Consider the following 24,235-nt stretch of genomic DNA (forward strand, 5'->3'; position numbering starts at 1 on the left):
GTTTTTAGGATTTGGCTATATTTGCAGGTATGCTCCAGAGCGGTGTTCGTTGATTTGAACGTGCATAATATGCTGTTTCAAGATCAGACATGATGCTGTTGAGAGACCATTCATCAATCACCATATGGTGTACTAAAAAGGATAATGTCTGTTGCTCATTTGCATTTTTGAGAAAACAAATTCTGATTGGAAGTTCACGCGAAAGATCAAATTTATAAGCTGCTTCTTTAGCGAGTGTAATGCCTTGACTTTCACTACTGCTCCAAAACCATTTGTATTGATCGAGCGATGCAAGGGGAACTATAGATTGGGTAACTTTTGTATTTTCTATTTTAAATAAAGTCCGTAAGCCGACATGGCGGATAACGAGATCATAAAAGGCTTCGAAGAATATCTTTTCATCAATTTGATCATGAAATTCTATTGCAAAAGGTAGGTTATAAATTGGACTAAAACCAAAAGCAGAATAAGCTTGCCATAAGAAATCTTGTGTAAATGTTAAGGGGGCTTGCTCAAGTTTTTCATGTGAATTTTTTTGAATCGTTGTATTTTTTACTGAGGCATATTCGGCTAAAGCTGATGCAGTTGGCGATTTAAAAAAATCGTTAAAACTGAGCTCAATGCCATGACGGTTTTGTAAATATCCAATCACACGTGTAGCTAAAAGAGAATGGCCACCAAAATCAAAGAAATCATTTTCTGCTGTCATCTCCGGTTCAGCAAGTATTTTTCTAAACTCCGTTAAAATAATCTGACTGATCTCGTTTTGACTAATTTTATTGCCCAGTTGATAATCGTGATTTTGATCATTGATTGTTGGAGTTTGACTATTCGGTGTCTGTTCTGAAGTCTCAAGTACGATAGTTTGTAATTTATTATGGTTTTGCTTTTTATTATAATGAAATTCTATTTCATTAATAATATCATTTAGTTGGTGGGTTTCTTCTAAGATCGGATGAAGACGCAGCGCCAGTAGAGTATCTTGTTCAGTTTGTATAATGAGGGCACTAAATGGTGGGTCAGTTTCTGCATTCCATGATTTATTTTTAAAATCGGATGCGGTCTGTTCGAGCTGATCGACATTCAGTTCTAATGTATGGATACCAAGATCAAAAGAAAGATCAATCTTTTTGTTTAGTTCTCCATCTTGACTGAATATGAAGCGACTATTGAGATCGGGATGATGCTCGATGACATTTCTAATACTCAGTTTGAGCAAAGAAAGCTCAGGCTCGGTAACAAATTTAAACAAATAAAAATGTTGAACAACCTGTTCAGGTTGTTGCAATTGTAGCATCCAGATATATTCCTCGTGTTCACTGACCGCTAGGGGTGATGCTTCATAATACTGTTCTAACATTGAATAAATCCTATTTTATAAAGCTGATTTTGATGAGCTTTTTTTTCATTTTTTGAAATCTATTGAAAGACAAAACATTTCATTTATTTAGTTTTATCTCGTTCACAATCGCAGGCTTTATGCCACTGTAAATTACTTGAGTTATTCGTTATTCAAATATGTGAGGGTTACATTTTGTCCAAAGTATATTATTATAATGATAATCATTTGCAATAAGATTATCATTTTTATTTTTATTCCGAAGTAAAAATAATAACTTAGAAAAAGTTGTTTTTTTAACCTTTCTAGAAGTAACTGATATTAGGTAATTTCTCAGATTTTTATATAGGTCAAATGCAATATTTACCAGGAATATAACAAGTAGAGCTGATCAATGGAAAGAAATAGAGGCGTTGGTATCTGCGACCCATTTCAGCAGAAGCCAGAACTGAGAATACAGTTCCTGTGGCTAGGTTATATCCATGATCGAGGCATCAATTCTTCTATCAATAGATGGCTTAGCCAGTGTTTTTATGGAGTGTGTACCTGATGCGTTTGGGGCTGTTGAGTATATTTATTGTACTTTGTTTGATCTCGTTACTGCTTGGTGCAATGCCTTTATCGTGGGCTGAACTGATCAATTTTTCGGGGGATAGTTGGCTGACTTTGACTGTAAGTCGTATTCCCCGTTTGATTGCGATTGTTTTGACAGGGGTTGGGTTATCTACTTGTGGGGTGATTTTACAGCACATTGTTCGAAATAAATTTGTTGAGCCAGGTACCTCAGGAGGTTTAGATGCCGCAAAACTGGGAATTATGGTCTCGTTGACGATGATTCCCTCTGTTGGTGTTTTTAGTAAAGCCTTGTTTGCAATGTTTTTTTGCTTCATAGCAAGTTTAATTTATATCGTAATTATTGCACGGATTCGTTTTCGTAATACAGTCTTGATCCCTGTGATCGGGCTAATGTATGGCGGTGTATTGAGTGCCATTGCTGAGTTTTATGCTTATAAAAATAATCTCTTACAAAGTGTTCAAGGTTGGTTGTTGGGTGATTTCTCCAGAATCATTCAAGGGCACTATGAAATGATCTATTTCATAGTGCCCTCAATTATTTTGACTTATGTTTTTGCCTATCGTTTTACTTTGCTCGGTATGGGTGAAGAAGCAGCTTCAAGTTTAGGGTTGAGCTTTAAACGAATGGCGGCACTAGGTTTGATTTTGGTTTCTGTAACAGTTTCAGCAACAGTGATTACTGTAGGTGCAATTCCTTTTGTTGGTTTGGTTATCCCCAATTTGGTTGCACTTAAATATGGTGAAAATCTATCTAAAACATTACCGATTATTGCACTCGGTGGGGCATGTTTGCTGCTGATTTGTGACATTGTTGGGCGGTTAATTATATATCCATTTGAAGTTCCAATCGGGCTGACTGCTGGTGTTGTTGGAGGCGTAATATTCCTCATTTTAATTTTGAGGGGGCTTCGATAATGCAAACTAAACTTTGGATTTTATGTGGCACTGTCCTGTGCTTGGCAATCTTTTTTGTATTGTTTGATTCGGGATTAGATCTCGAATATGTGATCCCGAAACGCTTATTGCGTTTGGGGACGATTATTTTGGCAAGTGTTTGTATTGCCTTTTCTTCAGTTGTTTTTCAGACCTTGGTCTCTAATCGAATTTTGACGCCTGCGATAATGGGCTATGAATCAGTTTTTCTGCTTTGGCAGGTGCTGTTGTTGTATTTCGTAGGAACACATGGGCTAAATATGCTCGGTCTAAATGGCAACTTTTTTGTGTCAATCATTTTAATGTTGCTGTATTCGTGGTTGATTCATCGTTGGTTGTTACCAAGAGCACGACATGATCTGTTTATATTGTTGTTGTTCGGATTGGTACTCAGCATGGTCATTTTGACCTTGACCCAGTTTATTCAACTTAAAATTAGTCCCGGTGAATTTTCTGTTTTTCAAGGCTTTAATTATGCCTCTTTCAATCGTTCTCAACCTGAAACACTATTTTATGCATTGATCGCTGTACTTGCTGTCTGTTGGATCGGTCGTAAATATTTACCGATCTTGGATTTGATGTCTCTGGGGCGTGAACAAGCTATTTCTCTGGGTGTCGATCATCAGAAATATTTACGTATCTGCTTTGCTTTGATTGCAATTTTAGTTGCCGTTTCAACCAGTTTAGTCGGACCTACTGCATTTATGGGGGTATTTATTGCCAATATCGCTTATGCATTTTCAGGCAACTATCGACATAAATTTACATTATTTTTCGCAAGCATGATTTCCATCTTAGTCTTCCTTTTTGCTCAAATTTTGGTAGAGCACATTTTCAATTATAAAACCGCGGTCAGCATTTTGATTAATTTAGTCTGTGGTGTTTATTTCCTTATATTGATGGTGCGTGCTCGAGGTATCACATGATTCGTATTGAAAATATTTCCAAGTCCTATGGTAGCAAAAACGTAATTTCTGAGCTGAATCTCGAACTGCCGATGCAACAAGTAATTTCTTTGATTGGACCCAATGGGGCTGGGAAATCGACTTTGTTAATGATGTTAGCAAGGCTGCTTAGTCCAACCCAAGGCGATATTTTTTTCAATCAACAAAATATTGCCGAGATCAGTATTGCCGATTATGCCAAAACTGTTGCGACCCTCAGGCAATCAACAAACTTTAATTTACGTCTGACGGTTGAAGAATTAGTGTCTTTTGGGCGTTTTCCTTATAGCCGAGGAGCCTTAACTGCCAATGATCACAAGGTGATTGATGAATCGTTGGATTTTCTATCTTTGGATTCACTCCGTGATGCTTATGTCGATGAGCTCAGTGGTGGACAAAGACAAATGGCTTTGTTGGCAATGAGCATCGCACAGCAGACCGAAATTCTTTTACTCGATGAACCGCTAAACAATCTGGATATGAAACATGCAGTTCAGATCATGCATGCCATGCGCCGTTTATGTGATGAACAAGGTCGCACTGTGATTTTAGTGATGCATGATATTAATTTTGTTGCGAATTATTCGGATCACATAGTTGCACTGAAACAAGGGGAACTTTGTTTTAGCGGTGCAAAAGCGCAAGTTTTAACCGAATCACTTTTGCGTGATTTATACGAGCTTGATTTCAAAATCACATCTAACGAACAAGGTTATATGTGCAACTACTTCAACTCATCTGGAGCTTGAACATGAACTGGAAACATAAAAAATGGGTAATAACTATTGCAACAGCAGTTGCCATCTCGATATCAGGCTGTGATAAAAAAACTGAAAATCAGACCCAAGTGGCTGAAAAATTAAATGCTCCAATCAGCATTAAACATGGGCTTGGTATAACTACTATCGATCATATTCCTCAACGTATCGCGGTTTTAGATATGAATGAGGCTGACTTTCTTGATCAGTTAAATATCCCAATCGCAGGAATGCCAAAAGATTTTATTCCCCATTTTTTAGATAAATATAAAAATGATGGAAATATTTCAGATTTGGGATCAATCGTACAGCCCAATATGGAGCGTATCCATGCATTAAAACCAGATTTAATTTTAATGACACCTATTCAGGAGGATAAATATAAAGAATTGTCAGTGATCGCACCGACGTTACATTACGACATCAACTTTAAAAACAGCCAAAAGAATCATATTGAAATGGTGAAAAATCATTTGATCACGTTGGGTGAGATTTTTAATCGTAATGATTTGGCGCGTGCAAAAGTGGCTGAGTTAGATGCTGAAGTGAAGAAGGTTCAAGAGGTCACATCAAATCGACCAGAAAAAGCTTTAGTGGTTTTACATAACAATGGTGCATTTAGCAACTTTGGTGTGCAGTCACGTTATGGTTTTATTTTTCATGACTTAGGGGTGAAACCTGCCAGTACGGTTGTTGATACGAGTCTGCATGGTCAACCGATTTCAAGTGAATTTATTAAAAAAGCTGATCCAGATGTTTTATATATCATCGATCGTACTGCCGTCATGGAGCATCGTCCAATTATCAATGCTGAGAATGTTAGCAATCCTTTGCTTCGAGAAACTAAGGCTTGGAAAAACGGTCGTGTGATTTTTGTTGATGCAGATGCTTGGTATATCACTGGGGCAAGTCCGACATCATTGAAAATACTAATCAGTGATGTGCTCAAAGGCTATCAAAAATAAGTACTTATGCCAAACAACAAAGTTTCAAACCAACAAAATTTTAATAAGTAAAACCTGATTGAAAAATATAAGGAAACTCTGATGAGAAATGATGTTCGCAGTAATAGAAAAAAAGCTGCACAAACAATGATGCAGTCAACAAAATCATTTGTGTTAAATCATATTGCATCCTCACAAATGGCGTTATTGATGGGCGTGAGTGTAGGGACAGTTTTTATTTGTGTACCTTCTACTTATGCAAATACGACGATTGATAGCATTGAGACACTGAAGAAAAACCAAAATGAAATACAGCCCAATTCACAGCTTCCAAGGATCAGTGTAGTTGCAACGGAGGACACAATTTATGCGGGTGGGCAAGTAGCTAAAAGTAGCCAGTTAGGCTTTTTAGGCAATAAGAAATTTATGGAAACTCCATTTAATACTATTAGTTATACAGATAAATATATAGAGGATAAGCAAGCTAAGGACATTACGAGCATCATTGCTGCGACAGATCCATCTGTATTTACCAATGGTGCTAGTGGGGGGTGGAGCGAAAACTATTACATTCGTGGTTTTGCCTCGAATACTAGTGATATGTCAATGAATGGTTTATTTGGTATTACACCATTTTATCGAACATCTCCTGAAATGTTTGAACGTGTTGAAGTACTTAAAGGGCCATCAGCATTGCTTAATGGCATGCCACCTGCAGGTTCAGTGGGTGGTACGGTCAATTTGGTAACTAAAAAAGCAGGAGATGAACCTCTTGCGAGATTTACGACGACTTATATGTCTGATTCTCAGTTTGGAGGACATATTGACCTAGGTCGTAGATTTGGTGAAAACAAGGAGTTTGGAGTACGGTTCAATGGTGTATACCGTGATGGTGAGGGTGCTGTAAATAATCAATATAAAAAGACTGATCAATTTTCTTTAGGGCTCGATTGGCGTGGTGAGCGCGCCAGAATTTCGGCAGACTTATACACTGCAGATGATCGTGTTGATGGCGTAACACGTGGGTTGAATCTGGCAGCAGGCGTTGCCATACCCAAACCACCCAAAGCTGAGCTATTACTGAACCCGGATTGGTCTTATGTAGAGAACAAAGATAAAGGGGCTATTCTTAAGGGTGAGTATGACTTAACTGATAAGACTACAGCTTATGCAACTTATGGCCAAAGCAAAACTGAATATAAATACAATGGTGCAATGTCTGCAACCGTTCTAGACAATAAAGGGACATTTCAGACTGTGATTGGTCAGTTAGCTTTTGATGTAGATAAGAAATCTGCGGATGTTGGTGTAAAAGGAACATTTGAAACGGGATCGATTAAGCATCAATGGGTGGTCAATGGTACTTATTATAGACATGAACAAGATGATTATGGAGTTAGAAGTGTTGCAGGAGCGAATTGGACAACTAATATTTATGATCCAGTTTGGGGTAAACCTGTTCCATTTAATGCGCCACAGATTTCACATTCAACTCTTGAATTGAATAGTTATGGTGTCGCGGATACTTTATCTTTCATTGAGGATCGCTTACAACTTACACTTGGGACTCGTTATCAAGAAGTGAAAAGTACTAGTTTGAGCCTTTTGTCAACACCACCAGCGCTAACAAAATATGAAGAAAGTGCAATAACTCCAGGCGCAGCGATACTATTTAAAGTAAATGATAAAGTTTCAGTATATGCCAATTATATTGAAGGTTTAACAAAAGGAGAATCTGCTCCATTGACTGCGGCAAACTACCCAACAACATTTTCACCATATAAAACTAAACAAAGTGAAATTGGTACTAAGTTAGATTTGGGTACATTTACCAATAGTTTCAGTGTGTTTCAAATCGAAAAGCCAAATAGTTATACAGATCCTGTAACAAATATTTTTACATCGGGTGGTGAGCAACGAAATAGAGGAATAGAGTGGAATTTCTTTGGTTCACCGATAGAAAATGTACGCATGATGGGAGGTGCATCTTATATCGAACCTGAGTTAACTAAAGTAGCGAATAAAGCAAATCAAGGAAATATGGCGACAGGAGTACCTAAAACTCAAGTCAAATTAGGAGCTGAATGGGATAATAATGTTGGAGATGGCATATTAACCTTATCAGCAAATGCTACTGCTGTTTCAAAACAATATATCAATCAGGAAAATACTTTATCTGTCGCTGGGCGAACTTTGTATGATGTAGGCGCACGTTATAGCACTAAAATTGCTGATCGTCCTGTTACAATTCGTGGGAATATTTATAATCTGACCAATAAAGCCTATTGGGGGATGCCACAATTATCTAATTTAGCTTTAGGTGCACCACGTACATTTATGCTTTCAGCATCATACGATTTTTGATTTTAGACGTTTGATATTAAAAAAAATCGCCAAATATGGCGATTTTTTTTAATGTTAGTTTATATATAAAATATTGGTTTATTCGACCAAACCATAATGCTGAAATGCTGAGCGTTTCGGAATACGATAAGCTTCACGTCCAAGCAATTGATTGATAATCACTGAATTTCGAGTGGCTCCAATTCCCAAGTCTGGTGATCCCACGCCTTGCTGAAAAATTTCTGCATTTTGTATAAAAATGCGTCCTTTGCCTTGATCACAGCGTTCAGCAGTGAAATCTTCCTGTACTAAACAGTCATTATACTCATCGGTTTTAAGCACTTTATTTTTAAGTTTTTCAAACCATTTCGGCCAATGGTGGCGATAACCTGTAGCGGCTATTACAGCATCGCTTTGTATAGTTTGCCGTTGATCAAGTTGCGTATGCAAGCAGCTTAGATTGATCTGACCCGATGATGAAACTTGCAAATCTTCAACTTCACAATTTGAATACAAAGTTAAGCCTGCATCGGCTCCTGCCACCGTTCTTTCATAGAGTAGATCATAGATTTCACCAATAGTTGAAAAGCTGATGCCTTTATAAATCAATCCTTGGCCTGCAGCGATTTCTCTTCTTTTCTCTCTAGGAATGCTCTGAAAGTATTGCATATAAGAAGGGGTGAAACATTCTTGCCCTAACTTAGAAAACTCCATTGGATGAAAACCTGCTGAACGAGTGATCCAACGGATCGATGCGCCTGCCTGAATTTTTTCGGGACTAAGTGTGCGATATAAGGCAAGAACACATTCTGCAGCACTTTGACCTGAACCAACGACAGTCACTTGTTTGCATTGGTTTAATTCTTTTTGCAACGTGGCAAACTCGGCTGCATGTTTGACTAAAGGATGAACACAAGCGCTTAACCATTTTGGATAATGTGGCTGTGTACCGATACCAATCACCAAATCTTGGCTGAGATAAAAATGATTCTGTTCGTTACTCGACTGGCTTTCGATAATAAATTTGTCACGCTTTTCATCATAAGTAACATCAAGGACATTTTCACCAAAATGACAATCAGGCAATTGTTTGGATGCCCAGCGACAGTAATGATCATATTCTCGTCGAGGGATCAAAAGATGATCATAATAATAAAACTGATGTAAACGATCATGTTGATGTAAAAAATTAATATAACTCAAAGGATGACAAGGATCGGCAATCGTCACCAGATCCGCAAAAAATGGAATTTGCAAGGTTGTGCCTTCTAAAAGCAACCCTTCATGCCAGTGAAATTGTTGTTTCTTGTCTAAAAAAACGGCTTTAATTTCTTGATGATGAGAAAGTAATGAGGCAAGCCCAAGATTGAACGGACCAATACCGATACCCAAGATATCTATATTTTTCATATTTCTATTATTCCAGATCTATTGATATATAAGGAGTGAAAAAATTCATTTATTAATTCAATATTTAATGAATGGATTGCGTTGTATGTGTAGAAATGAGTTTTTCGACAGCTACAACATTTTGGCAATGGATTAATTGCAGAGGCGTTAAACTTATTTCAAAGGTTTCATTGATTTGTTTAGTAATCATTTTGAGATGTGAAGGACGTAGTCCCATATGGCTAAATTGCATGTCATGATGCGATACATCTGAAGGCTGTAAATTTAAGTGATTCAAATAAATTTTCAGGATTTGATCACGTTGAATATTAGCTTGATTGATCTGATTCTGATTGTTTTCAAAATGCAGTTTAAGATCTACGTTTTCCAGACCAAACTTTAATAACTGTTCTATGCTTTTTTCAAGTTGCAACAGAAAGTCAGCGATAAACTGATCTGAAATAGCGGCTTGTGCATAATCAATATCAAAAATGAGTGCGCCATCATTCTGCAGTTTAAAGCGTACATCAATCGCGACTTGAGGTGTTTGCGTTAGCCCATCAATATGTTTGATTGGATTTGATTCCGGCAAACTTGGCCAAGACAGACCATTGGTAATGACTATAGGGAGTACAGGGGACGACTTGTATTTTTCGAACAACATTCTCGACAAATCTACGCCTGAAAATGCTAAATGTTGTAGGGATTCGAGTACATTTTTTTGTAATTGCTGAGCATGCTGAACGAAGTCAGTAGCTTGTTGCCATGTTGTAACGATAAACGTAGATTGATTGGAAAAAGCACTGTCATATAGAGGCAGGACAGGGATACCAACTGCTAGAGTTTGATCAGTTGTTCGTTGAGAGAGTATTTCCAAGACCAATGCCATGATCAACGAATTTTTAAATAAGCCTTTACATGCTCCGAGTTTACTCAATTGTTTAAACTTTTCACAATTGATGTGCAAGCTTTGGCGACGATAGAGCGAAGTGGCGATATTGTCTAATGGTTTACACCACGGCAATTTCGGGATGTGAACATTATTGGTGAGTTTATTTTGCCAATATTTTTGGTCATTAGTACGATTTTGTGCTGTGATGGTGTTGGGTTTTGAATCTTGACTAGTCTGCGTCGGTATTTGAGCTGAAAATAACTCTATCATTAATGAAGCAATCGCACGACCATCTAAAATTTGTGCATCGAAACGAACAAATATTTTAAATTGATTATCTGACAATTTAAATACTGTAACATCCCATGGTGATTGATTTAAATCAAATAATGTTTGTCGGTATTGATCTCGAAATGAGGAAAGATGTTCATTTGCTATAGTTTTCTCAAAGTTGATTAAATCAATAATGTTGAGATTGACGACGATTTCATCACTGATATATTGCGACAGTTTTTTTTCATCAATATAGGTTCTAAGGCTTGGATGATGGCTGACCATGTCGGTTAATTGCAGCTTAAACTTCTCAAGATCTAGTATTCCCTCATATTCCCGATATTCTTGCATGGCAATGCCGCCAAGGGGAAAAGCTGTAGTTCGACCTAATAAATATGCTTTTTGTAGATCATTGAGCGGTGTTTCACTATGTCTTTTATTGATCAATTGGTTTGGGAACTTGAATGAAAGTGACTGTAGATCTTGGGTGAATATGTCTGGACTTGATGCTATTTTTTTGAGCAAATCTATATAATTTTCAAATAGTGGGTTAATCCATGATTCAGGTAATGCATCAAGACGGATATCCCAATTGATCAGAAGTTCATTGGCTACATTGACCACTTGAACATCTAGAGCCACTTGAGGACCTTGTGAGATTGTCCAATTCATCTGACCAAAGATTTGATGCACTCTTTTTGAAAATAGTTCTCCTCCTGTAAGATCTACCGCTGCGGTAAACACAATTGGCGCAGTTTGGGCAGTGCCGTGATAACGGGAAAGATCACGCATTACTTGCACACCTGAATATTGATAATGCCCAAGTGTTTCAATCCATGTCTTAGCGAGATTTTTACAAAACTGAGCGAGATTTTCAGTTATAGACATATCAATATTTAAAATTGAAACATTGGCAAAATCACCAATGGTTACTTCAATATCTTGCATCACAGGCTCACGCCAAAAAGTTGGAACATTGAGACGGTAACTTGGATCTTGCGTCTTTGTTCCTAAACAATAGGCAAAAATCCCCATCAATAATGCAGAAAAAGTCAGCCGATGCTGTTTGGCGATCGCTTGTAAAGCTTGCCGTTGCTGTGTATTTAAGGTGGTACTTAGCCGATGACTTTGTATTACAGCTGAAGTTGGTTGTTTAAGTGGAATGGTGGGGGGAGCAATGTCAGCTATACGTGATTTCCACCACACACGGTCACGATTTCGTTGTTTTGGCAAATTGGATTGTATTTTAGTTGGGTATTCCATGAGAAAAAATCAGCTGTATGCAGTAATACAGCATCTGCATCTTCATAAAAAAGTGCAAGATCCTCCATTAATATACGAAAACTAGAGGGATCAATGGCGATCATGTCAGCATCAACATGTAGTCGAAAATGTTGTTCATCTAAAAGGCTGATCGAAAATTTCACAGTCTCTGCTTGGGTCAAATCTAGTTTTTGATGCGTCCAGCACTGTCTTTTGGTTTCGAGGTTTTGCTTTTGTTGGTTTTTTGTGAGTTTTGAAAAATCATTAACTTCTATTTCTAAGTCCCGATCAACTGAAATGATACTTGGGATAGCATCAGGGGCGAGCCGTAATCGTAGCATTTCATGTCGTTGATAGAGGCGTTTAATGGCTAGATTTAGTTTTTTTAGATCAATATTTTGACCATCAAATTCGCTATAAAGATGAGCTGAAACCCCACCTAAGGTTGCTTCACTTGAGCGTCCAAACCAACAGGCCGCTTGCATCGGAGTGAGTTCACGCATTGCTTAATTGCTCAGTTGACAAATGAATAATTGTTGAGCACTATAAATATAAATGAGAATGATTACTAGTTGTATTTAAGAATCATTACCAAATATGTTGTTACTTACTATAATTAAATATCGTCAATCTGAAATGAAAAAGCATGCTCTAACTTCTATGTTGTTTTATTTCTAGATGGAAATTTTAAAGCGGAAATAGGAGTGCTTTTACGGCACAAACTCCCGTTCAGTATTTCAAAAATGAAGAATCAAATGATTAAATATACGCATTGGCCAGAGGATTTGGCGCAAAAATACAGGGCAAAAGGTTATTGGATCGATCAACCTCTGACGAGGATTTTAGCCGAAGCAAATGAAAAAACACCGCATTCCACTGCGATTATTTGTGGTGAAAGGCGATTCAGTTATGCAGATCTCAATCAATTTTCAGATCATTTAGCATCACATTTTGTCGCAAGAGGATATGGCATTGGTGATACAGCACTGGTGCAATTACCTAATATTGCTGAGTTTTATATTGTATTTTTTGCTTTATTGAAAGTTGGTATTGCTCCTCTAAATGCCTTGTATAGTCATAGGCAACTTGAGTTAAAGGCTTTTATTCAGCAAATTCGTCCCAAACTTGTGATCGCATCTCGTGCACATGAAGTTTTTGCTACAGATCATTTTGAAAATGATCTAAAAGGTTTAGGTTTAAGTCCAGAATTATTTGTCATGCTGGGTGCAAATGAGCATGATTTGGATTTGACAGCATCTTATAAAAGAGCTAGTTCGGAACAAGTTGAATATCAATCTACTCCAGCTAATGAGGTCGCATTTTTTCAATTATCGGGTGGTAGCACAGGTACACCGAAGCTGATTCCTCGGACGCACAATGACTATTATTATAGTGTGCGGGCTAGTGCTGAAATTTGCCAGTTAAGCTCAGACACGCGGTTACTTTGTGCTATACCGATAGCGCACAATTTTATGCTCAGTTCTCCGGGAGCATTGGGGGTGTTTCATTCGGGTGGCTCTATTGTCATGGCTGCTACACCAGAACCCCTCCAATGTTTTGCATTGATCGAACGGAATCAAGTCAATATGGCTTCATTGGTTCCAAGTGCTGTCATTATGTGGTTGCAACAAGCACCACAACATTTAACACAAATTCAATCTTTAAAGTTACTTCAAGTTGGTGGTGCAAGTTTTCCAGAGTCTTTGGCAAGACAAGTTTCGATAGGTTTAGGTTGTCAGTTACAACAAGTCTTTGGTATGGCTGAGGGTTTGGTAAATTACACCCGTTTAGATGATCCAGAAGAACAAATTGTTAGTACTCAAGGTCGTCCGATTAGTGAGGATGATGAAGTTTTTATTGTGGATGAACAGGGTAACGAACTTGCCGATGGCCAAGTTGGCATGTTGAAAGTACGCGGACCTTATACATTTTGTGGTTATTACGAAAGCCCTGAACATAATACTCAAGTTTTCGATTCTGAAGGATTTTACTACTCAGGTGATTTGGTGGTGCGCAACCAAGTAGGCAATTTAAAAGTGGTTGGACGTATCAAAGATCAAATCAATCGTGGTGGTGAAAAAATTGCATCTGAAGAAATTGAGAAATTGCTGATTTTACACTCAGATGTGGTTAATGCAGCATTGGTTGCAATTTTTGATACGCATTTTGGTGAAAAAAGCTGTGCTTTTATCATATCGAATAATCCTCAATTAAAAGCAATACATTTGAAGCGCCATCTTTTAGATTTGGGTATTGCTCAATACAAATTGCCCGATCAAATACTCTTTATAGATGCTTTACCACTGACTGCTGTCGGTAAAGTGGATAAAAAACAATTACGTGAAAATTTAAGTAATTTCCAAATCGCTTAAGCGGCTCAGTAAAAAATATCGAGAAAAATATGACCATTGCAAAGATTTCTGAATATTCAATGCCAGACCCAAGTCGTTATCCAAAAAATAAAACCAACTGGCAACTTGATCCTGATCGAGCAGTATTACTCATACATGATATGCAGCGTTATTTTATTAATTTCTATGATGCTGACAGTCGTTTAATTAAGACGATGACTCAAAATTTAGAACAGTTACGTCAATGGGCAGACCAACATGGCGTACCTGTGGTTTACACCGCACAGCCTTATGAACAATCTGCAGAAGATCGTGCCTTGCTGAATGCCATGTGGGGAGCTGGTTTGCCTGCTTCAACACCTGATCAGCAAGCCATTATTTCAGTATTAACACCGAAAGAGGGTGATGTTGTCCTGACCAAATGGCGCTATAGCGCATTTCAACGATCTAATTTGCAAGAACGCATGCAAAATTGGCAACGTGATCAGCTGATTATCGGTGGTGTTTATGCGCATATCGGCTGTATGGTAACTGCGATTGATGCCTTTATGAATGATATTCAGGCATTTTTTGTTGCAGATGCACTGGCAGATTTTTCAGAGCATGAGCATTTAGATGCGCTGAAATATGTGTCTTCACGCTGCGGTCAAGTGACCAATACTCAAGCCATTACGGCATCTACTATGCCAAAGTTAACCGAGCAATGGTTATACGAAAAAGTACAGAAGTTGGTTGAGGAAGAAGAGCTTGATCCTGCCGAAAATTTGATTTTGTACGGTCTAGATTCATTACGCATCATGCAGTTTTCCGCAGAACTCAAACAATATGGTTTGGATATTTATTTTGAAGAATTGGGACAAGAACCATCGATAGAGCATTGGTGGAATTTAATCCAGTCTAAGCAAGCTGCAAAAGTCGCTTAGATTGAAATATATGCTGGCACTCAATCATCAGAATAAAACGGAGAAAAACATGATTTTATCAGCGTCAGATTACGAACGAATTGAAAATTTTTGGGCTTATTGTCAAAAGCATCAATATTTTAATATCGGTTATCCTGAATCAGCAGATTTTGATTATTCCTCTTTGTATCGATTCTTTGATTTTTCTATCAATAATTGTGGCGACTGGAAAGAACCCAGTAACTATGCGCTGAATTCTTTTGATTTTGAGAAAGATGTGATGCGTTACTTTGCAGAATATTTTCGGATTCCGTTCGATGACAGTTGGGGTTATGTGACCAATGGTGGGACGGAAGGTAATATGTTTGCTTGCTATTTAGCCCGAGAGTTATTTGCACAAGGCACTTTATATTATTCAAAAGCAACACATTATTCAGTATTGAAAATAGCCAAGCTTCTACAAATGAAATCTTGTGTGGTGGATTGCTTAGAAAATGGTGAAGTTGATGTTGCGGATTTGCTTAGAAAAATACAGAACAATCACGAAAAAAATCCGATTATTTTTGCCAATATTGGAACCACGATGTCTGGTGCAATTGACAACATAGCTCAAATCCAAACAGGTATAGCACAGCTTGGGATTACACGAGATCAATATTATTTACATGCAGATGCAGCACTTAGTGGCATGATTTTACCTTTTGTTGATCAGCCTCAAGCATTTTCATTTGCTGATGGTATTGATTCGATTTGTGTGTCAGGGCACAAGATGATTGGTTCTCCGATTCCATGCGGCATTGTGTTGGCAAAACGTGAAAATGTCGAAAGAATTTCAGTCAATGTTGATTATATTTCTGCACGAGATCAAACCATTAGCGGTTCGAGAAATGGGCATACCGTACTTTTGATGTGGGCAGCGATACGTAGTCAAACTTTTTTACAAAAGAAACAACGCGTAATGCATTGTCTGAAAATGGCGCAATATGCTGTAGAGCGTTTCCAAGCAAATGGAATTAATGCATGGCGTAATCCAAACTCCATCACAGTCGTTTTTCCTTGTCCTTCGGAAGCTGTCTGGAAAAAACACTATTTGGCAACTTCAGAAAATATGGCACATCTGATTACCACAGCACATCACAAAGATACCCAGAAAATTGATTTGTTGATTGATGATGTGATCGAAGATTTAAGCGGGAAAACTCAGCGAATAGCATAACTTATTTTTATACAAATTGAGGTTAGGTGGTTAATTTTAAAGTATTAATCTTAACAAACTAATCCACTATTTTTTCTTTAAGATAAGTTTTATTTACAGTTTGATTCTTAAATATATCCCAATAAATATTCACAACTTTTGTTCAGGAAATGAAACATGAGTGATCCAAATTTACGCACTTTGTTTACAGGTTCGGTATTAAGCCCAGCACTTCATGTAGCGTTTCCAAAATTATTTGCAGGAACTTTTGCAGCTGTAATATCAAGTGTAGCCATGCTAGCAGCACTGTGGTCTTTAGTACGATTCATCGGGGATTTTTCGGGACAATGGCTTTTATTTTCAGTTTTGCTTTGGATCGTTGCCGCGCTATTCGCAGCGTGTTCGTCATGGTGGGTTCATGATGCTGAAGCACGTTTTTCTGGAAAGTTACGTCGAAAAATCGCTCAGCATTTGGTTCGGTTACCTACTAGTGCACGTCATAAACAAGATGATCATGCACTTAAGCGTTTGGTATCGGACGATATTGCAACATTGCATCACATGGTGGCGCATTTACCGAGTGAAATTGCAATTTTCACTGTCATTCCCTTGCTTTCTATCGGGATATTGATCGCCACAGTTGGTGTATCTGCACTTTGGGTATTACTGCCAGGATGTCTTGCTGCACTTTATTATCTGATTGTCGTACCTTATATCAGTAAGCGTGATGGTGTAGCGCGTATGCAAGTCATGTTCGATATTATCGCTAAAGCTGACGACTATGTGCGAGGAATCAGGATCAATCGTATCTATGGTCAGCAATCCGGGGCATTGGCAGCGTATAACAAAGCAACAGAATACTTTACTAAAACGATGGTGATGTGGGTCGCTAAAGTGGCGATATTCGCTGCAATTGCTGTGGCATTGTTGCAGGCAGTTGCAACTTTTGCCATTGCTTATTGGCTTGCTTTTCAATATGACACAATGACTTTGGCTACGACATTATTGTTTAGTTTGGCAATTGTCACACCTGCCTTACGTTTGGGACATGGTCTGGATTATGTGGCAGCAGGTCGGGCTGCAGCTGGTCGTTTAGAAGTGTTTTTACAGCAACCTATTTTAACTTCTGGGCAGATGAAAGATTTACCAGATCATAAAGCTGCGCTTAGCTTGGTGGATGTGACTTATGCGACTGAAGATCGCAATATTTTACAAAATTTAAATTTTGTATTTCCTCAACATAGCATCACCATGGTTTCTGGAATAAGCGGTGTTGGTAAAAGTACTTTATTAAGACTTATCGCAGGTTTAGAGCCATTAAAATCTGGCAAGATTAAAGTCGGTGATAGTGATTTAGCTGATTTAAATGCACACGCACGGCATCAAAATATTTTATTGATTCCTCAGGGAATGGATGTTCTGGCTAGTTCTGTGCGTTCCAATCTTGCATTGAGTGCTCCTGATGCGACAGATCAACAGCTACTCCAAGCTTTAACAAAAGCTCAGCTGGATGTAATGCTCGATACAGATGCTGTTTTACTCTCTGGAGGTGAAAAACAACGTTTGAATATTGCTCGAGTATTTTTAACTCAAGCTAATATTATTTTATTGGATGAACCGACTAGTGCTTTGGATCAAATGCATGCTGAAAAGTTAATTCAAGCTTTGCAAGAACTTGCACAAATAGAACATAAAACCTTGTTAATTGTGTCGCATGACCCGTCGCTTCTAGCAAATACTCAGTCCACTTTAGTTTTGCGAGGGGCAAGGAATCCATCATGAATAAGAGCATTTCCAAAAATAATTTTATCATTTCAATGTTGCCTCAAGCTTCAAAATACAGGCTTTTGGGGGTGGCAGTGGGTTGGATTGGTATCGCACTTTTTGAAGCCGTTGCTTATATCATTTTAGCTTTTTCGATTGTGGGGCATTGGCAACCACAATGGGTTCTACTCAGCGCATTGGTAGCAATTTTGATGACTATCATTGTTACACGTGCGGGCTATTTAACTGGTGTGCGTTTAGCAGGTGATTTATTTGCAGATTTGGGCAAATCTTTGACTGGTGCAAAGTTGTCTTGGTTTAGTCAGGAAAAACGTGCGCAGATCGGTAAGATAGCTGGTCAGGTGATTCCTGGTTTTATGAGTATTCCTGCGCATCAATTTCAAACATTTTTACATGCACCGTGTTTACCTATTTTTATTTTGATAGGGATGGCATTTTTAGCTGGATGGAAGGTCATGGTAGTGGCATTGCTACTAGTGTTGATTGCGTTTTTTTCACAAGTTTTGGCACAGCTTAGCCTAATGAAGTCTGATAAAAATAGACATCAAACAGAATTGGAAACAGCGGCAGCAACGATCGAATTGGTAGACCATCTTGAGCTTTTACAAAGCGCTGCAGGACCTGAAAAAATACTAGAGCGAATAGAACATCGTTGGTTATCTCAAGAAAATGTTTTTAAAAAAATCAATTTAAGTGCAGCTTGGGCAACTGCGATAGCGACATATGCGGGCGTATTTCCAATCGTTGGACTTGCTGTTTATTGGCTTTACTTTGAGCAGGATAATGCTGCACTTTTATTGGCATTGATTGTACTCATCGGTCGTGCCTCCGCACCTTTGGCTGAGTTGGCTACAGCAGGTTTGAGTATTAATGATGTTGTAAATTCACTACGAGATTTCTATCAAGTCACCCATGCACCAGTGTTGAGTGAACCTGATGTATCAGAAGCTCCAAATCAATATGATTTTACGCTTGATCAGGTCAGTTATATGCCTGCACTTAAAAAGCTCAATATCGTTATTCCATTTGGAGCTCGAGTAAATGTTCGAGGCAGAAGTGGTAGTGGGAAGAGTACATTACTTGAGCTGTTAATGCGTTTTGATGATCCAGAACAGGGTGAAATTAAGCTTGGTGGCGTTCCACTTTCGCATATTCAATATCAAGATTTAATTAAGCATATTGCTTATGTATCCCAAGAAGCGATTATTTTTACAGGCACTCTGGCTGATAATATACGTTTAGGAAAATCAGATGCAAGTGATGCAGAGATTGAAGAGATTGCGAGACGTTGTGAGCTAGGAAATGTCATCGAGCGTAAGCCTGAGGGAATTCATCAAAGCGTAGGACAACAAGGCGCAACATTGTCAGGCGGAGAACGTCAACGTCTTGCCATCGCGCGAGCTTTGATAAAAAAGTCATCGATACTCATCATGGATGAAGCGACCTCAGCTTTGGATGAAGCGACTGAAAAAGCAGTCATACACAGTATTTTAGCAATGAGTCAAACACTTATTTTTGTGAGTCATAGAGATACCGTGCTTTGGCAGGCAACACAAAATATAGATTTGGGCGATGTAAATTAACGTATTTTAAAATGGAAAATACGTTAATTGGGAGGGAAATATGCAGCAACAACCGTATCATATGTTTTGTTTGCCACCAGCAGGAAGTAGTGCCAGTATTTACTACCCATGGAAAAAAATGAAGAGTCAGTATTTCGATATAATTCCGATTGAATATGCTGGGCATGGTATGAAAATGCAGCAAGCATTAATCAATAATTCTGATATTTTGGCAAAAAACATAGTTGATGAAATTTTAACTTATCAAGAAAAGCCTTTTATATTATTTGGGCATAGTGTTGGTGGGGGATTAATTTGGAAAGTTAAAGATCAGCTTGAAAATATAAATAAGCTGTATTTACTTAAAATGATGGTGATTAGTAGTCGCCCAGAACATCAATATATTCAGCATATTAAAGATAAAAGGCAATTTTCTGATCAAGAGATAATTAGTAATTTAAAACGCTATAATCATTTTCCTGATGAAATATTAAAGCATGCAGATGCTTTAGCATTTTTTCTAAAAATTATCCGTAATGACTTTTTGCTGAGTGATCAATTACTCAGTGAAAACATTTTAAAAACATCGATTCCAGTTTTGACATTTCATGGAAAAGATGATCCTGATATACCTGATCAAAAAGCGATGAAAGCTTGGCAGCAACATACTGAACAATGGTTGGGAAGTATAGAGCTAGAAGGTGATCACTTTTATTTTTTAAACAAAGAGATATTGGATCAACTTATTGAACATATTGAAAATAATGTAGAGAAAAACATCTTAAATGTTACTTGAAAATACCCACTCTATAAAGCTTGAGCATACAGTGATTATGCTGAGTAATATTGAAATACATAAGGTACATTTAGCGAGTTTTATAAAAAAATGTGAACTTGATGATTTATATCAAGCGTTTGATATCCTACAACCAGATGATGTTATACAAAGTCATTTTTCTCGAAAGTTAGATTATTTTATGGGAAGATTGGCTGCTAGATTTGCATTAAAAAAATACAATCTAGCAAGTTTTAATATTGTAAAAGGAGAATATGGAGAACCGATTTTCCCTGAGCATATTCAAGGCAGTATTAGCCATGTAAATGATAGACATGATTATATTGCTATTTGTGCTATACAAAATTTTAGCGGAAATCAGGCTTATATTGGGATAGATATAGAGCTTTATAAACATCAAAATTTATTGATTAATCAAGCCGAGGTTATCGATGTATTTTTAGATAAAGAAGAGCAATTAAAAATACAAATATTAAAATCACGATATCGTGATAATGAGAAGACAAAGGAGCTTGTTATATTCTCAGCCAAAGAAAGTATTATCAAGGCAGTTTTCAATAAATATAAAACAATAATTAATTTTAAATCCATTCAGCTTCAGCAATTTTTAAAGCATGAGCTGCATTTTAAAGTCAAAATAAACGAAGACGATTTACACTTTTTTATTGCAAAAGTAACGTATTTTCAAAATCATCAACAGCTCATCACAATAGCTTGCATTTAAACCAGATATACTAATTGATAATAATAATCATTTGCATTAATATGATTGCACTGCGTATTTAGAATAATCACATCATTCAATCCGCTTGAAATTTATTAATGAATAGAGGTGAAAAAAATGATATCTACAGAATTATCAGAAGAACAACAGCTTGCAATAACATCTCAAGAAAAATTTTCTTGTTTTTCCACGAAAAATTATCATATAACGGCTAATCGATTGCTCAAGACGCTACATACACCTGTTGAGAAAACGACTCAATTTAATGCAGAAGTTGCTGAATATTTTAAACAATTGAAACAATCTGGTTGTGAAAATCCAATTTTGATTGGTGCGATTCCCTTTGATATTTCCCAAAACTGTACTTTGAATTTTTATGCAGATTTCCAAAAAACAGAAAAGACTTTAAAAGAAAGTGTGACACAACAAGCACCAGTTTCTGCAAAGTCTATTGATGGGATAGATATTATTCAGAAGAAAACTCTAATCCAACGACAGAAATTTGAAAATACAGTGCAAATGGCACTAGATGCATTTGATCGAGAGCAAGTTAAAAAAGTTGTACTTTCGCAAGCAATTGAATATGAGTTTGATCAAAAGCAACAACCTGAACATTTATCACAAACTTTATCTAGACAAAATCCTTATGCTTATAATTTTGTAATTCCTGTGGAACAAAATCGCTATATTTTTGGTGCTAGCCCAGAATTACTTTTATCCAAGCAAGATCGTTTGGTATGCAGCAATCCATTGGCGGGTTCTAGACCTCGCAGTTTTATTTTTGAAAAAGATGCGATAGCGAAGCAAGAATTGCAGGCATCAGAAAAAGATCAACATGAGCATCAGATCGTGGTGGAGAATATTCTGAAAAATTTGGTGACTTACTGCATTGAGCTCAAAGTTTCTGAAAGTCCAGACATATTAGAAACTTCGACAATGCTGCATTTATCGTCAAATTTTCAAGGCATCCTAAAAAAAACGGCACCTAATGTTCTCAATCTTGCTCTTGAATTACATCCTACACCGGCAGTTTGTGGTACGCCGACAGAAGCGGCGAAGCAATTTATTTTAGATCACGAAGGATATGATCGAGATTACTACACAGGCTTGGTCGGTTGGATGGATGCTGAAGGCAATGGTGAATGGGTGGTGACAATCCGCTGTGGACTTTTAAGTGAAAACAAAATGCGTCTCTATGCAGGAGCAGGCATTGTTAAAGGCTCAGAGGCAGATAAAGAATGGTTTGAGACAGAAGCTAAGATGCAGACCATGTTAAATGTATTTCAATTGCATTAATCAAAACAAATCTTAAAAACGGAACATATACAACATGCAAAATAGTATTATCGTGACAGGTGCAGCGCAAGGTATTGGTGCTGCTGTAGTGATTCAATTATTAAAAGAAGGTTATAGTGTTATAGGTTTAGATCGGCATCCAGATATTAAACATTGGGAAGTCAATCAAATGATCATGGAGCAATATCGAGAAAATTGGCATGCTTTTTCTCAAGATATTACTGCATTTGAAGATACTGAAAAGCTTATAGAGCAAGTGCTCGAACAATATCATGTGGTTGCTTTGGTGAATGTCGCTGGGATCTTAACGATGACTTCGTTGTTTGATGCAACACTTAAACAATGGCAAGACAGTTTACACGTTAATTTGCTAGCACCAATTATGCTGAGTCAGCAAGTTGCACGACATTTTTATGCAAATAAGCAAGGCGCTATTGTGACAGTCAGCTCAAACAGCGCTCGTATGCCGCGAACACAATTGGGTTTGTATGCAACAACGAAGGCAGCTTTGAGTCATTTTTGTCGAAACTTGGGCTTAGAGGTTGCACCTTATGTTCGAGTCAATATCGTTTCACCAGGCTCAACTTTGACACAAATGCAAAAGCAACTTTGGAGTGACGATAGACCACCTTTGGCTGTTTTAGAAGGTGATTTGGCACAATTTCGTACTGGTATTCCACTTAAAAAAATGGCTGAACCTAGTGATATCGCAAATTCAGTCTGTTTTTTGCTCTCAGAAAATGCAGCACAAATTACTATGCAAGAAATCGTGGTGGATGGTGGGGCAACGCTTGGTGTATAAATTATGTGAGGTATGCCTTTATTCAGGACAACCAGCATATATTGCCGATTCGACGTTTATGATTAACTTTAGATATTCATCACTGTGACTTGAGACCATTATATTCGTACTCATGAAAGATAATTGTATCTTGTAGTAGCAATCGACCTATTCTCACGGTTAGTCGTTGGCTGGTCTATGAAGTCGAGAATCACAACAGATTTGGTTTTAGATGCTTTACTGATGGCTTTGTAGCGACGAAGCCCAAAGAACAAAGTCCTGATTCATTCTGATCAAGATAGCCAATACACCATCATGAATGGCAGACATATCTCAAGCATCACAATCTTGAAAGCAGTATGGGCCGTGTGTATGGTTAGAAAGATTCTTCATCATATTAATTGAATAGTTTATCCATTCGATTTTAGCAACCTTTCAAGGGAAAATTACCCTTAGATAGCGTTTAATGCGATTTAAAAACAATCAAATGATGGTGTCAGAGTTATGCGCAATTTGATAGCAATTACGCCCTGATTTCTTTGCTTCATATAATTTTTTATCGGCTAGTTCAATGTAATCACTAAGTAGATCATCTTTTTGTGGAACTGCAGTAACAATACCTAAACTTACCGTGATATATGGGTGAATTGGGCTATCAGGATGCTGAATCTCTAATTTATGAATTTGATCCATAATTGAATTTGCAATTTCTTTTGCCTTGGCAGAGTTCGTCTGAGGGAAAACCAAGATGAATTCTTCTCCACCATATCGGGCTGCAATTTCGGAACCACTATTTGTAATGGCTTTTAAGACCAATGCAATTGCTTGTAAACAGTGATCTCCTGAAATATGTCCTAATGTATCGTTATAGTTTTTAAAATAATCGATATCTAGCATAATCATAGACATGGGGGTTTGTTGCTTGAGTGCTAAAGTCCATTCCGCTTCTAAAATACGATTTAAATATCGTCTATTGGCTAAACCTGTGAGTGGATCGAGTAATGATAACTCTTCAAGTAATTTTGATTGCTCAGTGATTTCTTGTTGTGTTGCTTCAATAATGCAATTTTGTAAATAGTTTTCTCTATGCTGTCGGTCTATGACGTAACATAAAGACATCCCTAAAAAACTACTAAAAATATAAGTGTGATTTAAGTATGTCCAATCTATAGACTTCCGTCATAAATCA

Annotated in this window: 17 protein-coding genes and 2 pseudogenes; 15 read left to right on the plus strand and 4 right to left on the minus strand. The window is 37.5% G+C overall.

The genetic code is table 11. The features are described 5' to 3' along the window. Positions 1-4: 4 nt before the first annotated feature. Positions 5-1,360, minus strand: coding sequence for a condensation domain-containing protein (locus A6M14_RS06600; RefSeq protein WP_241678049.1), 1,356 nt, complete (start codon positions 1,358-1,360; stop codon positions 5-7). Positions 1,361-1,888: 528 nt separating this feature from the next. Here A6M14_RS06600 and A6M14_RS06605 point away from each other — a divergent pair. From A6M14_RS06605 to A6M14_RS06625, 5 genes are all read left to right on the plus strand, one after another. Next, a complete protein-coding gene (locus A6M14_RS06605; RefSeq protein ID WP_152874197.1) occupies positions 1,889-2,830 on the plus strand; it encodes an ABC transporter permease in 942 nt (313 codons plus the stop codon). After that, on the plus strand, positions 2,827-3,774 hold the full coding sequence (locus tag A6M14_RS06610) for an iron chelate uptake ABC transporter family permease subunit (RefSeq protein ID WP_163124758.1): 948 nt from the start codon (positions 2,827-2,829) through the stop codon (positions 3,772-3,774). Before A6M14_RS06605 ends, A6M14_RS06610 begins: the two co-directional genes overlap by 4 nt. After that, the gene (locus A6M14_RS06615) at positions 3,771-4,541 is read left to right on the plus strand and encodes an iron ABC transporter ATP-binding protein (protein WP_152874199.1); all 771 of its coding nucleotides are present in this window, start codon (positions 3,771-3,773) and stop codon (positions 4,539-4,541) included. The genes A6M14_RS06610 and A6M14_RS06615 overlap by 4 nt, the downstream gene beginning before the upstream one ends. A gap of 2 nt (positions 4,542-4,543) precedes the next feature. Then, positions 4,544-5,515 (plus strand): siderophore ABC transporter substrate-binding protein, encoded by a 972-nt coding sequence (locus A6M14_RS06620; RefSeq protein ID WP_152874200.1) that lies wholly within the window; start codon positions 4,544-4,546, stop codon positions 5,513-5,515. 81 nt (positions 5,516-5,596) lie between these two features. Beyond that, entirely contained in the window at positions 5,597-7,858 is a 2,262-nt protein-coding gene (locus A6M14_RS06625) for a TonB-dependent receptor (RefSeq protein WP_152874201.1), read from the plus strand. Between the two features lie 78 nt (positions 7,859-7,936). Here the strand turns inward: A6M14_RS06625 and basC are convergent, their stop codons facing one another. Together basC and A6M14_RS06635 are read right to left on the minus strand one after the other, a co-directional pair. Continuing rightward, complete coding sequence (basC, locus tag A6M14_RS06630) at positions 7,937-9,247, minus strand: putative histamine N-monooxygenase (RefSeq protein ID WP_152874202.1); 1,311 nt, start codon at positions 9,245-9,247, stop codon at positions 7,937-7,939. A gap of 64 nt (positions 9,248-9,311) precedes the next feature. Continuing rightward, a pseudogene (locus A6M14_RS06635) lies at positions 9,312-12,232 on the minus strand (condensation domain-containing protein). Positions 12,233-12,397: 165 nt separating this feature from the next. On the opposite strand from A6M14_RS06635, the gene A6M14_RS06640 reads away from it, so the two are divergent. From A6M14_RS06640 to A6M14_RS14260, 10 genes and pseudogenes are all read left to right on the plus strand, one after another. Then, positions 12,398-14,026 (plus strand): (2,3-dihydroxybenzoyl)adenylate synthase, encoded by a 1,629-nt coding sequence (locus tag A6M14_RS06640; RefSeq protein WP_152874203.1) that lies wholly within the window; start codon positions 12,398-12,400, stop codon positions 14,024-14,026. Between the two features lie 29 nt (positions 14,027-14,055). Continuing rightward, positions 14,056-14,928, plus strand: a complete 873-nt coding sequence (locus A6M14_RS06645) for an isochorismatase family protein (protein ID WP_152874204.1) — start codon at positions 14,056-14,058, stop codon at positions 14,926-14,928. 49 nt (positions 14,929-14,977) lie between these two features. Beyond that, a complete protein-coding gene (locus A6M14_RS06650; RefSeq protein WP_152874205.1) occupies positions 14,978-16,123 on the plus strand; it encodes a histidine decarboxylase in 1,146 nt (381 codons plus the stop codon). A gap of 156 nt (positions 16,124-16,279) precedes the next feature. Continuing rightward, positions 16,280-17,884 (plus strand): ATP-binding cassette domain-containing protein, encoded by a 1,605-nt coding sequence (locus tag A6M14_RS06655; RefSeq protein WP_152874206.1) that lies wholly within the window; start codon positions 16,280-16,282, stop codon positions 17,882-17,884. Continuing rightward, complete coding sequence (locus tag A6M14_RS06660) at positions 17,881-19,470, plus strand: ATP-binding cassette domain-containing protein (RefSeq protein ID WP_152874207.1); 1,590 nt, start codon at positions 17,881-17,883, stop codon at positions 19,468-19,470. Before A6M14_RS06655 ends, A6M14_RS06660 begins: the two co-directional genes overlap by 4 nt. A 40-nt stretch (positions 19,471-19,510) precedes the next feature. After that, positions 19,511-20,245: a thioesterase II family protein gene (locus A6M14_RS06665; RefSeq protein WP_152874208.1), complete on the plus strand. Its 735-nt coding sequence runs from the start codon at positions 19,511-19,513 to the stop codon at positions 20,243-20,245. Next, positions 20,235-20,969 carry a 4'-phosphopantetheinyl transferase family protein gene (locus A6M14_RS06670; protein ID WP_152874209.1) on the plus strand — a complete coding sequence of 245 codons (735 nt, stop codon included), beginning with the start codon at positions 20,235-20,237 and terminating at the stop codon, positions 20,967-20,969. Before A6M14_RS06665 ends, A6M14_RS06670 begins: the two co-directional genes overlap by 11 nt. Positions 20,970-21,086: 117 nt before the next feature. Beyond that, positions 21,087-22,265: an isochorismate synthase gene (locus A6M14_RS06675; protein ID WP_152874210.1), complete on the plus strand. Its 1,179-nt coding sequence runs from the start codon at positions 21,087-21,089 to the stop codon at positions 22,263-22,265. 34 nt (positions 22,266-22,299) lie between these two features. After that, positions 22,300-23,067 carry an SDR family oxidoreductase gene (locus tag A6M14_RS06680; protein ID WP_152874211.1) on the plus strand — a complete coding sequence of 256 codons (768 nt, stop codon included), beginning with the start codon at positions 22,300-22,302 and terminating at the stop codon, positions 23,065-23,067. Between the two features lie 99 nt (positions 23,068-23,166). Beyond that, positions 23,167-23,414 (plus strand): annotated as a pseudogene (locus A6M14_RS14260) (DDE-type integrase/transposase/recombinase); the annotation flags it as partial. Between the two features lie 115 nt (positions 23,415-23,529). Here the strand turns inward: A6M14_RS14260 and A6M14_RS06685 are convergent. Further along, positions 23,530-24,165 (minus strand): GGDEF domain-containing protein, encoded by a 636-nt coding sequence (locus A6M14_RS06685; RefSeq protein ID WP_152874212.1) that lies wholly within the window; start codon positions 24,163-24,165, stop codon positions 23,530-23,532. Positions 24,166-24,235: the final 70 nt, after the last annotated feature.

Source organism: Acinetobacter portensis, assembly GCF_009372215.1.
GTDB classification, from domain to species: domain Bacteria; phylum Pseudomonadota; class Gammaproteobacteria; order Pseudomonadales; family Moraxellaceae; genus Acinetobacter; species Acinetobacter portensis.

What these genes read in the sequence shown, in the direction of transcription:
- A6M14_RS06600 (WP_241678049.1), bottom strand. Translation starts at nt 1,360, where the DNA reads ATGTTAGAACAGTATTATGAAGCATCACCCCTAGCGGTCAGTGAACAC.
- A6M14_RS06605 (WP_152874197.1), top strand. Translation starts at nt 1,889, where the DNA reads ATGCGTTTGGGGCTGTTGAGTATATTTATTGTACTTTGTTTGATCTCG.
- A6M14_RS06615 (WP_152874199.1), top strand. Translation starts at nt 3,771, where the DNA reads ATGATTCGTATTGAAAATATTTCCAAGTCCTATGGTAGCAAAAACGTA.
- A6M14_RS06620 (WP_152874200.1), top strand. Translation starts at nt 4,544, where the DNA reads ATGAACTGGAAACATAAAAAATGGGTAATAACTATTGCAACAGCAGTT.
- A6M14_RS06625 (WP_152874201.1), top strand. Translation starts at nt 5,597, where the DNA reads ATGAGAAATGATGTTCGCAGTAATAGAAAAAAAGCTGCACAAACAATG.
- basC (WP_152874202.1), bottom strand. Translation starts at nt 9,247, where the DNA reads ATGAAAAATATAGATATCTTGGGTATCGGTATTGGTCCGTTCAATCTT.
- A6M14_RS06640 (WP_152874203.1), top strand. Translation starts at nt 12,398, where the DNA reads ATGAAGAATCAAATGATTAAATATACGCATTGGCCAGAGGATTTGGCG.
- A6M14_RS06645 (WP_152874204.1), top strand. Translation starts at nt 14,056, where the DNA reads ATGACCATTGCAAAGATTTCTGAATATTCAATGCCAGACCCAAGTCGT.
- A6M14_RS06650 (WP_152874205.1), top strand. Translation starts at nt 14,978, where the DNA reads ATGATTTTATCAGCGTCAGATTACGAACGAATTGAAAATTTTTGGGCT.
- A6M14_RS06655 (WP_152874206.1), top strand. Translation starts at nt 16,280, where the DNA reads ATGAGTGATCCAAATTTACGCACTTTGTTTACAGGTTCGGTATTAAGC.
- A6M14_RS06660 (WP_152874207.1), top strand. Translation starts at nt 17,881, where the DNA reads ATGAATAAGAGCATTTCCAAAAATAATTTTATCATTTCAATGTTGCCT.
- A6M14_RS06665 (WP_152874208.1), top strand. Translation starts at nt 19,511, where the DNA reads ATGCAGCAACAACCGTATCATATGTTTTGTTTGCCACCAGCAGGAAGT.
- A6M14_RS06670 (WP_152874209.1), top strand. Translation starts at nt 20,235, where the DNA reads ATGTTACTTGAAAATACCCACTCTATAAAGCTTGAGCATACAGTGATT.
- A6M14_RS06675 (WP_152874210.1), top strand. Translation starts at nt 21,087, where the DNA reads ATGATATCTACAGAATTATCAGAAGAACAACAGCTTGCAATAACATCT.
- A6M14_RS06680 (WP_152874211.1), top strand. Translation starts at nt 22,300, where the DNA reads ATGCAAAATAGTATTATCGTGACAGGTGCAGCGCAAGGTATTGGTGCT.
- A6M14_RS06685 (WP_152874212.1), bottom strand. Translation starts at nt 24,165, where the DNA reads ATGTCTTTATGTTACGTCATAGACCGACAGCATAGAGAAAACTATTTA.